Here is a 10704-nt window from a genome sequence, read left to right on the forward strand (position 1 = left end):
AGCGAGCCAAACGATCCACATCCCCATTGGCAGCAACCGCGCCAGGCGGCAGACTTGCGCAACGGCTGTTGCGCTGAGTTTTCTAATAGTCCTCGGTGTCACCGGATGCGGAAAGACAGCTGTCGCAACACAGCCAAGGCCCACGCCTGTCCTGACGCAGCCTGAATTTACGGCGCCCGTTGATCCCCAAAGTGCTGCTGCCATGTCTGCCGAACTCAAAGCGGCGATCAAGAACCTTAAGGAACCGCTGCCGTCAGGGATTCAATGCCCTTTACTGAGAGCCGCTTCAGTGACCCGGACCACGCTTGGGAAAAGGCAATTCTGACTCCCGCCAAGTTGGGGGATCCCACGGCGATGCGCTCGAGCTTCAATAGCGATTGCCGGGAGTACACGGCCGCTAATCCTTAGCCTTGGGTCTGCACCGAATTTGCGTGGCTCCACCATACGGCAAAGAGAGTGTTCCCCGGAGCTTTTCCCTATCGGCCACTCTTCGCCCGAGCACCGAACTCGTCAAGGACCCTAACAACATCCTTTGCCAACCAAATGCGGTTGCGCTTTCCGGTCGAGATCTGCCTCAGGATGTCAGCATCAACAAGGCGGTTAATCGCAACCTGCGCGTTGACGGCCGAGGAGTGAGCACCTTGCCTTAACGTGGTCACTCCACTCAAGACGCATCGTTTCGAGGTCGTCGACGAGAATTCGGCCGTTATGTATCGCCGCGAACGATGCCTCAGCAATCGAGCGGACTATGGGTGCGACGTCCCCCGACCGGTAGGCGATGAGTGCGTCGACCGACTCTGCCATTGCCATCAGGAAATGCGTGAACCGTAATCATCTGGCACGATTTTGCCAGGTCCGTTCCGGGGCATCCAGCCGGCTCTACTACTGCAGTTGCGCTTCGATGGCCCGCGCGCTGGAGGCCAATCGAGCCCCGATGGTGGCCGGCTGGTCTTCGGCGCCCAGAAAGACCACGCAGATGGAAGCAGGCATGCCGCCGGGGATATGGATGGGCGCGGCGATCGCGGAGACTCCGGGGAGCACTTCGTCGTGGCTCGTGGCATACCCGGCAGTGCGCGCGGCGCGGGCTTCCGGCCGGTACGGCAGGCCGGGGGCAAGACGTGCCCATTCATTCTCGCTGATGGCGGACTGAATGGCGATGCCAGGTGCCCCGGAGCTGAAGGAATGGCGGGTGCCGGGGCGCTGCGCCAACGTGGCGCCGGAGCGTCGAGGCTCCACTGTCAGCAGCGTGACGGAATCACGGTGGTCCCACACTGCAATGAACGCCGTCATGGACAGTTCGTTGGCCAGTTCCGTCAGCTCCGGAAGGGCTGCAGTTTGCAGGTCGCGGGAAACGCCGCGGGCCAGGGCTGCCAGTCCGGGGCCGGCCTGGACGCGGCCGGCGTCGTCCCGTGTGAGCAGTGCGTGATCCTCAAGCGTGCGCAGGATGCGGTAGGCGACGGAGCGATGCACGCCCAGCGCCGTGGACAGCTCGGCGATGGTCATCGGTGCGGGGGCTGCGGCCAGGATCTCCAGGGCACGGATGCCGCGGGACAGGGTTTGCGAATGGGCAGGTGGCTTCTCCGCGGAACCCTCAACTGCGTCTGTGCTCACGTCATCATCCTGTTCATTCGCCGCCGAAACAACCGTTCCTTATGTGGGACGGAAGTTCAATTATAGAACTCTCACCAGGCTTCGTGAATCAGCGAAACGGACGACGGCGGCACCCGCCCAAGGTGGGTGCCGCCGTCGTTCTTGATTCAGCGGAGAGTGTTTCGCTCTCGAAGCGAGTCAGGACTCCGTGGTGGTGGAGCTCAGAACGGGCTCGCGCTTGTCGAAGATGGTGGCGCCAACTTCCTGCTCCGCCTGGTTCGTGATGCTGAGGCTGATCCCAGGGCGGTCCTTGAGCATGATCACCGCCGCCATGCCGAGCAAGGTCATGACCAGCAGGTAGGCGGAAATGGCCAAGCTGGTGCCGGTTGCCTGCAGGAGTGCTTGGGCGATCATCGGGGCAAAGGCACCGCCAATGATGGCGCCGATCGCGTAGGAGATTGAAACACCGGAGAAGCGCACGGATGCCGGGAAGATCTCGCTGTACCAAGCCGCTTGCGGTCCGTAGGTCAGGCCAAGGCCGAACGTGAATAGGAACAGGGCCAGGAACAGTGCCCAGAGCTCACCGGTGTTGATAAGCAGGAACAGTGGGAAGACGGTCAGCGCCTGGGCCGTGAAGCCGATCAGGTAAGTGTTTTTGCGCCCAATCTTGTCGGCCATGCCGCCGGCCAGTGCCGTGAAGATGAGCCACGTAGCCGCCGCGAACGTCATGGCAAGCAGTACTGGTGTCTTCTCCAGCCCCACGTTGCCGTCCGGGTTGGTGGCGTAGCTGGGGATGAACCCGCCTGTGGCCATGTAGCCGGAGGCGTTGTTGCCGGCGAAGATCAGCGCTGCCAGGACCACTAGGAGCCAGTGCTTGCGGAACAGTTCGATGATGGGGACCTTGGGCTGCTGCTTCTTTTCAGCGATCTCCAGGAACACCGGGCTTTCCTCCACTGCGCGGCGGACGAAGTAGCCCACACCGATCAGCACCACGCTGAGCAGGAACGGTATACGCCAGCCCCACTCCATGAACGCGTCGCCTGGGGCAATCACGCCGGTCATCAAGGCCATCACGCCGGAAGCCATCAGCAAGCCCAGCGGCACGCCGAGCTGCGGGAAGGAACCTGCCCGGCCACGCTTGTTGTCAGGGGCGTGTTCGACGGCCATCAAAACGGCACCTCCCCATTCACCGCCTGCGGAGACACCCTGCAGGATGCGCAGGATCAGCAGCAGGATGGGAGCCAGCACGCCAGCTGTCGCGTAGGTGGGCAGCAGGCCGATCAGCGTGGTGCAACCGCCCATCAGTAGCAGCGTCATTACGAGCATGGCCCGGCGGCCAATCCTGTCGCCATAGTGGCCTGCCAGAAAGGCGCCGAGTGGGCGGAACAGGAAGCTGATGCCTACGGAGGCGAAGGAGAGCAGCAGCCCGATCTGGGGTCCGGCTGGCTCGAAGAATAGGTGCGCAAACACCAAGCCGGCGGCCGTGGCGTAGATAAAGTAGTCGTACCACTCGACGGTGGTGCCGATGAGGGTAGCCATAGCCACGCGACGCTGCGTGCGTCGTGTGTCAACGACGGAAGGGATGCTCATGGGTTCGTGTCCTTGACTTTGCTCCGGGGGAACTGTTCGACCCTGGCTGACGCATCGTTGCGGCAGTGTGGCGGAATCAGTCTAGATGTAACTAGTGTCACACTTTGCGAACAATGAGTAAACTTATAAAAATAGCAAAACATATTCGGTTTTATGAAAGAAGCTACTTTGGTCAAGTTCACTTTCCGCCAGCTGGAGCTGTTTGTGGCCCTCGCGGACTTCCCCACGCTGAGCGACGCCGCAGTGTCCTTGCACTTCTCAGAATCAGCACTTTCCCAGGCCATTACCCGGTTGGAAAGCTCCGTGGGCGAGCAATTGTGCATCCGCCGCAAGTCCCGTGGCCTGCAACTGACCCCTGCCGGGGAGCACTTTGCGGTGCGGGCAAGAGGGCTGCTGAAGGATGCCGAAGACCTGTTGTCGGAGATGAGTGGAGCAACGGGGGAGTTGAAGGGCCCGGTGAAATTGGGCTGCTTTGCCAGTTTTGCGGCCAGCGTGCTGCCAGCCATCTTGGATGGTTTTCCCAAGCGGTATCCAGGCGTCCAGGTGGAGGTGGTGGTGGGAACGCACGATGAGCTGCTACCGGCGCTGGAGAGCGGCCGACTGGACCTGGCCATCGTCTACGACATGGAACTGCCACCTGGCTTCCAACGCCGGATCATCTATGAGACCGAGCTGCAGGCGGTGCTGCCCGTGGACCATCCGCTGGCACAGCAGGAATCCGTGGACTTGGCCGAACTAGTCACGGAACCTCTGATCATGTACGACTCCAGCCCCAGCACAGCAAATACTCACCGCGCTTTCGCGGAGCGCGGGCTGCGGCCTACCATTGTGGCGCACATGCCACAGGTCATCCTGGTCCAGGCGCTGGTGGCCCGAGGCCTTGGATATTCGCTGCTGATGTCTAGACCAAACTGCGCCCCAGTCAGCTTGGAAGGGTTTCCTCTGGCAATTCGCCCCTTGTCGCCGCCAAGCAGTCAGACCAGCATGGCGGGCATTTGGCCCGAGCACTTTAGGCTCAGCCCCAGAGCGCGAGCCTTGCTCGACTTCGCCGTTGAGACGTTCGGGGCAGCAGAGCAGGTTGCGACTCAGCCCCTGCCCGGCTGACGGTGCTACGCTCCAAACAGCATTTCGTTGGGAGGCCACCGTGGCCACATTGAGAATCACCGACTGGTGGGACAAGCTCTTCGTCATCGGGATCATCTTCAAGGGCCTTGATGGTGTCCTGGAGCTGATTGGTGGCACGCTCCTGCTGTTCGTTCCGCCGGACAGGCTCAAGCAGCTGGCAATCTTGGTGACCCAGCCGGAGCTGACCGAGGACCCGGATGACTTCATCGCCAACCACATCCTCCAAGGTGCCGCCGGGCTGACCGACCATGTGGTGTTTTTCGCGGCGCTGTACCTGCTGGCCCACGGTGTTGTGAAAGTGGTTTTGGTGGCGGCCATCCTGCGGGACAAATTATGGGCCTACCCCTGGATGATCGCCCTTCTTGTCATTTTCATCCTCTACCAGTTATACCAATTGACGCAGACGCCGTCGCTGGGGCTGGCGGCCCTGACCGTGTTCGATATCCTGATAGTGGTGCTCACCTGGCATGAATACGGGCGGCAGCGCCACCGGAGGATAGAGACACCATGAAGATTCTGATCGTAGGTGCCGGGGCGACCGGCGCATATTTTGGCGCCCGTTTGGCTGCGGCCGGACGAGACGTTACATTTCTGGTCCATGAGAAACGGGCCCAGTTCCTGGCCCAACGCGGGCTGCGGATTGCCGGTACCGACCCTGAGCTGCGGATCGAACCGAAACTTCTCACGGCAGGGCAGCTGCAGGAGACGTTCGACGTCGTTGTTCTCACCGTCAAGGCTTCCGCGCTGGCCGCGGCCATTGCCGACCTTGCCCCCGCTGTGGGGCCGGACACTGTCATCATCCCGTTCCTGAACGGCCTGGGCCACATGGATGCGCTGGTCGCCGCGTTTGGGGCTGAGAAGGTGCTTGGCTCTGTGGTGCACCTCGTGGGCACCATCAACGGGGAGGGCGATATTGAAGTGCGGGACCCGATTTCACGCTGGACCATCGGCGAACAAAACGGTGGTGAGATGGGCGAACTTTCACCTCGCGTGCAGGTGCTGCTGGAAGAAATTACGGTGCCCGGCATCACTGCGGTTGCTGTGCCAAACGGGATTGCCACCATGTGGGAAAAATGGGTGTTCATTGTGACGGCGGCAACTGTGACGTGCCTGATGCGCGGCTCCGTGGGCGACATTGTGCAGTGTCCAGGCGGCAGCGACTTTGTCGGGACGGTGCTGGCGGAGGCTGCTGCAATGTCCGCCGCGGCGGGGTTTCCGGTTTCAGCGCAGGAGCTTGCTGGTTCGCTGAGCTTCTTGACAGCGCCCGGATCCCTTTTTACGTCCTCGCTGTATCGCGATGTTACGGCCGGGTTGCCGCACGAAGGCGAGCACATCGTGGGCGACTTTGTGCGCCGCGCGCGAGAGCTGGGCGTGGACGCCCCACTGCTCAACCTGGCGCTGTTGCAGCTGCGCGTCCACGACGCCGGAATGGCCCGTCGCAGCTGATAGGAACACAGAAAGCGCAAAGTAGCCAGACGCCCGAATGAAAAGTTGGGAACAGCTCCGGGGGTTTTCCTGACTTGACCGGCGTAACTCCCGGTTAGACAACATTCTTAAACGAATAGCTCGCAGCAGTTGCAGTGGAAACCGCTTTCACGGTGCCCTTTTCTGCAACTGCTGCGAGCTATTCTGCCGTTAAGGCCCAGGGCTTAGTGCCTTGCCCGCTTTCGGCGTGCCGCGATGGCAAGTGCCATTCCCGCGCCAGCCAGAATCAGTGCACCCAGCGCCAGAGGAAGCACGGTTGCCCCCGTGGATGCGAGATCATCGTCCTGTGCGGTATCCGGAAGGGGCGATGCCGATTCATCTGTAGGGGTGGTCTCCGTGGCTGTGGCGGAGGGCGATGCCGATTCATCTGTAGGGCTGGTCTCCGTGGCTGTGGGCGACGGGGTTGCCGGTGGCGGGGTGGTCTCCGTGGGGACTGTTGCCGCGGGGGTGATGGCCCCCGTCTCCAGCGAGAACGTGACTGGTCCGGCGATTGTGGACCCTTCAAATGGTGCGAAGGTTCGCAGCAGGCCGTCCTGCGTCCGTTCGAAGGGAAGCCACCCTTCGACCTGGACGTCGTTGCCCTTGACCTTCACGATCTTGAAGGCCCAGCCTGAACCGTCCGCTGCCTTCACGGTCATCCACCTACCGGCCAGGTCCTCGCTGTTTTGCAGTTCCTGATCGATGGTGATGATGCTCGCACCAGCGGTGCCGCCAGTTGCGGTCCCATCATTGCTGCTCGTGCTGGCAGTGACCTGGCCTGAAACGGAGACTGCGGCAGTCTTATTGGCCTTGGCGAGCCCGCCACAACGAACCGTCGTGTCGCCATAGGTGTAGATGCGCGCCTGATCATCACACTGACCATTGCCATTCCCATTGACAGGCGTCTTTCCGGCGTTCGAATGCCCCTGCGCGTCATTGCTGACCCGGACTTGGGCGACCTTGCCGCTGAAGGTGATCCCGTCGATCGTCCGGGGCTTGTTGTCGTCGCTGAGGTAGACGTAGTCGGTGAAGCTTGTGCCCTTCACCCGCGCCACGGCGGTATTGGGGTCTCCATCGGGTGCCTTGAGCCAGTCGACGGACTGTACCAGCGGGGTTTGGTTCTTGCGTGATGTTTCGTAGATGCTGCCGTAGATCGTGGTCTCGTCCGGATCGACCTTGGTGAGGCGCTGGAAGTGCTCACCAGGGAAGGCGTTCTTCTTTGCAGGGTCCTGCAATGTGCGCCGGTTTGTGGGAATCGTCGAGAAGATGACGTCGTCGCCTTTGACCCCGTTCATGAAGGCGTGCATTGTGGTGCCGCTGTCCTCTCCGGTCCAGCTGAAGTTGAAGTCCTGTGACCCGTCGGCCAGCCGTGGATCGGTCATCATGTCACGGCCATCGGCGAGTCCGTAGGTCGTTCCCCGTTCAGCTAGCAGGTCCTTGACGAACCCGGTGTGTTTGCTGACGGGCAGTTGGCTGCTGAAGTCCGTGTCTTCCTGCTCGCTGGAGCGCAGGAAGATCTGGTGTGCCTGCCCTCCCTTGAGTCGGCTGACATCCACGGCGTAGCTGCGCCCGCCCTCCAGGGCGACGGTCATGACCAGGCGTCGTTTGCTGGTGGCGTGGTCCCCATCTGGGCCCGGCAGGCTCGACTCCACAAAGGAGACCTTCTCGTTGCTGCCTTCGCCGGTTTCGATCCCGGTAACAGAGGCATGGGTCGGTTCCTGTGCCTGTTCGCCGTAAGGTTCCGCCTCTGGGCTCCACACCCAAGGCGCGTTCGCGGTGGAGGCGCTCATCTGGAAGTAGCGGTTCACATCGGTTCGGGAGGCATAGCCGACATAGGGGAGGGCCTCGGTTCCACTGCCCCAGAGCGAGATGCCCAGCAGGTTCCCGTGAGAGTGGCCGCCAGCGTACGGCAGGCCGCGGGCAATCTGCGGAGCCTCCAAAGTAATCTGGGTGGCTTCACCGTATGGGCCCGCCTTCTCATCACCCTGGGTGAGCGCGTAGAACCCGTAGCCGTTGAGGGCGATGTCATCCAGGTTCTCCTTCAGAACGGGAGAGGTCTCGTCATACGCGGAGAGGTTGCCCGAGCCGGCCCACGTGTCATTGAGCGGGATGATGTGCCCGTTGGGCTGCGCCGTCGTGGTCGACAGGCTCGTCGACTTTTCAAAGATCGGATAGTGCTTCGTGAGGTCCGTGTGGTTGAGCTTGAGCCCCATTTTCGTGTCGTTATAGTCGGCGGGGTCCACAAAGTTGGCCTGGACCAGCTGGTAGAACTGCTTTAGGTTTCCCAAAACCTGGTCCTGGTAGCTGAGCGTGGCTTCCTCCCACAGCCCGTCCGAGTGCCACCACTGTCCGGAGACCAGGGTCTGCGCCGTGGGCAGGAACAGGCGCAGCAGATCCGGGTCACCGAGGACGACGGCGATGCCGGCGGCTGGCTTGAGCCCGTACGGAGTGATGTTGTTGACAGTGCCTGCGTTCATGGTCCAGGTGTCCACCGCCGACTCACGCAACATGTCCTCCACTGCGCCGCGGGACTCCGGGGTCCAGGAAGCGGCGTGGTAAATCGTGTCATAGGCATACACCACGTCGGCAGAGACCGCCGTCTCCCACGACTTGAAGCCACCATGGAGATAGGGCACCTGTTCGTAGGTGTCGGCCATAGCGGTCATCACGGTGATGGCGGACTTCGCGTAATTCTCATCGCCAGTGGTCGCATACAGGTCCGCCATCCGGCGCACCTGCTTCTCGATGTCCGGGTGCTGATGCAGGCTGGTCCGGCCCAGATTGGCCTTCTTAGCCGCGGCGGTCAGCTCCGGCGCCGAAAGGGACATGAGGCCGGCGACGGCGGTGAGGCGCTGCTCGGTGCTCTCATCGTGCAGCGTGGTCCAGGCCGAGCGGACGCCGAACATGACCTCGGGACTGTTCATGGGGTGCTGGATACGTGAGCTGGGATAGTCGCCGACAACATCCTGCCATTTCGGGTTCTCCACCGGTTCCCCGCCCGGGGCGAAGCTGGCCGTCCCGGGGCCTTCGAAGTAGAGCTCGAAGCGCAGCTCGTCCGCACCAGCCGGCGCACGCAAGTGCAGGAAAAGGTCGGATTTGGCTGTGTTTCCGGTGATAGTGGCTGATTCAACCCGGGCACCGGGCACCGCGGCGTCCAACGCGCGGCCGTTGGCGTAAGCGGTGGCAACCAGACGGACCTTGCTGGAACTCACGGCGCCCCTGACAGTGACGTTGCGATCCAGGCCGTAAGTGCGGCCCGGGATGGCCGGCAGTGACTTGACGAACGAACCCGCAGTCTTCTGGGCGGCGTCAATCTGCAGGGTCTTGTCAGCGAAGGAGAATCCCGGGGCGGTAGGGCTGTGTGAACGCATTCCCCAGCCATCGAATTCACCGGGCAGGTCTGTTCCGGTTTCCACGCTCGCCACGATGTCATCGACATCGGCAACCGCCGTGGTGCCAACGGTTCCGGTCTGGGTGAAACGGATGCTCTGAGTGGATTCCCAGATGCCACTGGCAAGCATCCGGGCATCCCTGAGGACCTGTTTACCATCGATCCAAGCCGAAACAGTGCCATCGGTATGGTTGATCGTCGCTTCGAGGTCATACCATTTGTCTGGACTGTACGTCAGGTCGGTGGGTTGGCCCAGCAGCTTGACCGTCGCGTCCGGGTTGAACGTGAAGATCGTCTGGTAGACGGTCTTGCCACCCACTGAGGAATGCATCAGGAACGCCTCGCGCTTGTGCGTGGCGTCACCCATGCGGAACGAGGCACGCAGTGAAAGCTCGCCGGACCAAGTGCCATAGCGGTAGAGCGTTTCCGTCGTTGTCGCGGATTCGGAAGTCATCCGGGCAACTCCGTTGCCCGGATCGTTGTCCCGATCAGCGATCACAATGCTGTCAGGTGCGGTGGCAGTTCCTGTAAACGGGCTGAGGGTGCCAGAATTGAAATCCTGCTTAAAGACCAGCGTAGCGGCCGTGGCAGGCAGGGCGGTCAGGGGTGAGATCGCGGCGACGGCGAGGGCGACAGACATTGCAATCGTCATGCGCGTGCGCCGGTGGTGATACGCGGGGGACATCGTTGGCTCCAGTGGTCGTGGGTTCGATAGACCAGGTCGAAGGGACGATTCACAGTGAATTCTCGGTCAAATCAAAGTAAACGGACAGGCCACAGCAGGAATCAAGACGAAATTTGATATACGTCACATTTTCTGGTTCAGATGACGGCTCTGGACGCCGCGCGTAAAAGTTGGGCGCGGCATGCGGCGTGGGCGCGAGCTCGCGGTCAGCCTTTGTCCAGCAGTACGTCCAAATCCGTGCCAGCGCCGGGGCCAACCGCCTGGATGCTGAAATCACCCCGCAGCATTTCGAAGAGTTCCAGCCGGAAAGCCGCCGGGACTTCCACGTGCGTACCCACGGCGACCAGGCCCTCCTCGGCCCAGTGGGCAATGTTTCGGACCAGAAACAGCAACTCCTCATCCATGGATTCCGGTGCTGCCACGGCGTCCACGATGAAGTCTGATTCTGGCGGGGCTGCGGAGGCGCTCTGGATCAGCAGGTGGGACATCTGAAGGTGCCAGGCCTCGTAAATTCCCGGCTCTGAACCGTCCAGGGTGACCATAAAAATAAAGTGGCTGATCAAGTCACGCATTTTCTGGACCATGGCTTCGTCAGTGTCGAGGGAAGCGACAACGTCCTCATTCAGGTGGACATGGGTCGCTGAAATGGTGATGAGTCCCGTAAGATCCAGCAGTTCCCAATAGACGTTCAGCCTGGCAAGGGCATGTTTCTTGGCGGATGTCAGTTTGGCGGCGCCGGCCAGGATCCCCAGGCCTCCATGGGTGAGTTCGGCGGCAGCCTCAACCCGTTCCTTCTTGCCCAGAACACCTTTCGCGGTGACTTTCCTGCCATCACCAATCCAGTCCAGGAGAGCCAGCG

At 61.6% G+C, this 10704-nt stretch carries 8 protein-coding genes; 3 read left to right on the forward strand and 5 right to left on the reverse strand.

Translation table 11 applies throughout. The features are described from left to right. Positions 1-236: 236 nt before the first annotated feature. From Q4P21_RS01020 to Q4P21_RS01030, 3 genes are all read right to left on the reverse strand, one after another. Positions 237-392 carry a hypothetical protein gene (locus Q4P21_RS01020; RefSeq protein WP_303387009.1) on the reverse strand — a complete coding sequence of 52 codons (156 nt, stop codon included), beginning with the start codon at positions 390-392 and terminating at the stop codon, positions 237-239. Positions 393-882: 490 nt separating this feature from the next. Beyond that, positions 883-1611: an IclR family transcriptional regulator gene (locus Q4P21_RS01025; protein WP_303387010.1), complete on the reverse strand. Its 729-nt coding sequence runs from the start codon at positions 1609-1611 to the stop codon at positions 883-885. Between the two features lie 177 nt (positions 1612-1788). After that, positions 1789-3180 carry an MFS transporter gene (locus Q4P21_RS01030; protein ID WP_303387011.1) on the reverse strand — a complete coding sequence of 464 codons (1392 nt, stop codon included), beginning with the start codon at positions 3178-3180 and terminating at the stop codon, positions 1789-1791. Between the two features lie 153 nt (positions 3181-3333). On the opposite strand from Q4P21_RS01030, the gene Q4P21_RS01035 reads away from it, so the two are divergent. Genes Q4P21_RS01035 through Q4P21_RS01045 form a run of 3 tightly spaced genes read left to right on the forward strand, consistent with a single transcriptional unit; the run spans position 3334 to position 5751 of the window. Next, positions 3334-4284, forward strand: coding sequence for a LysR substrate-binding domain-containing protein (locus tag Q4P21_RS01035; RefSeq protein WP_303387012.1), 951 nt, complete (start codon positions 3334-3336; stop codon positions 4282-4284). Positions 4285-4324: 40 nt separating this feature from the next. Continuing rightward, positions 4325-4816 (forward strand): DUF2127 domain-containing protein, encoded by a 492-nt coding sequence (locus tag Q4P21_RS01040; RefSeq protein ID WP_303387013.1) that lies wholly within the window; start codon positions 4325-4327, stop codon positions 4814-4816. Further along, complete coding sequence (locus tag Q4P21_RS01045; RefSeq protein WP_303387014.1) at positions 4813-5751, forward strand: 2-dehydropantoate 2-reductase; 939 nt, start codon at positions 4813-4815, stop codon at positions 5749-5751. The genes Q4P21_RS01040 and Q4P21_RS01045 overlap by 4 nt, the downstream gene beginning before the upstream one ends. A 203-nt stretch (positions 5752-5954) precedes the next feature. Here the strand turns inward: Q4P21_RS01045 and Q4P21_RS01050 are convergent, their stop codons facing one another. Continuing rightward, on the reverse strand, positions 5955-9812 hold the full coding sequence (locus Q4P21_RS01050) for a hypothetical protein (protein WP_303387015.1): 3858 nt from the start codon (positions 9810-9812) through the stop codon (positions 5955-5957). A gap of 239 nt (positions 9813-10051) precedes the next feature. After that, on the reverse strand, positions 10052-10704 hold a 653-nt coding region (locus tag Q4P21_RS01055; protein ID WP_303387016.1), incomplete at its 5' end, for a hypothetical protein.

This window comes from Arthrobacter sp., from assembly GCF_030540645.1.
Taxonomy (GTDB): Bacteria; Actinomycetota; Actinomycetes; order Actinomycetales; family Micrococcaceae; genus Specibacter.

Coding starts and splice junctions, on each gene's coding strand:
- Q4P21_RS01030 (WP_303387011.1), bottom strand. CDS start 3,180: ATGAGCATCCCTTCCGTCGTTGACACACGACGCACGCAGCGTCGCGTG.
- Q4P21_RS01035 (WP_303387012.1), top strand. CDS start 3,334: ATGAAAGAAGCTACTTTGGTCAAGTTCACTTTCCGCCAGCTGGAGCTG.
- Q4P21_RS01045 (WP_303387014.1), top strand. CDS start 4,813: ATGAAGATTCTGATCGTAGGTGCCGGGGCGACCGGCGCATATTTTGGC.
- Q4P21_RS01050 (WP_303387015.1), bottom strand. CDS start 9,812: ATGACGATTGCAATGTCTGTCGCCCTCGCCGTCGCCGCGATCTCACCC.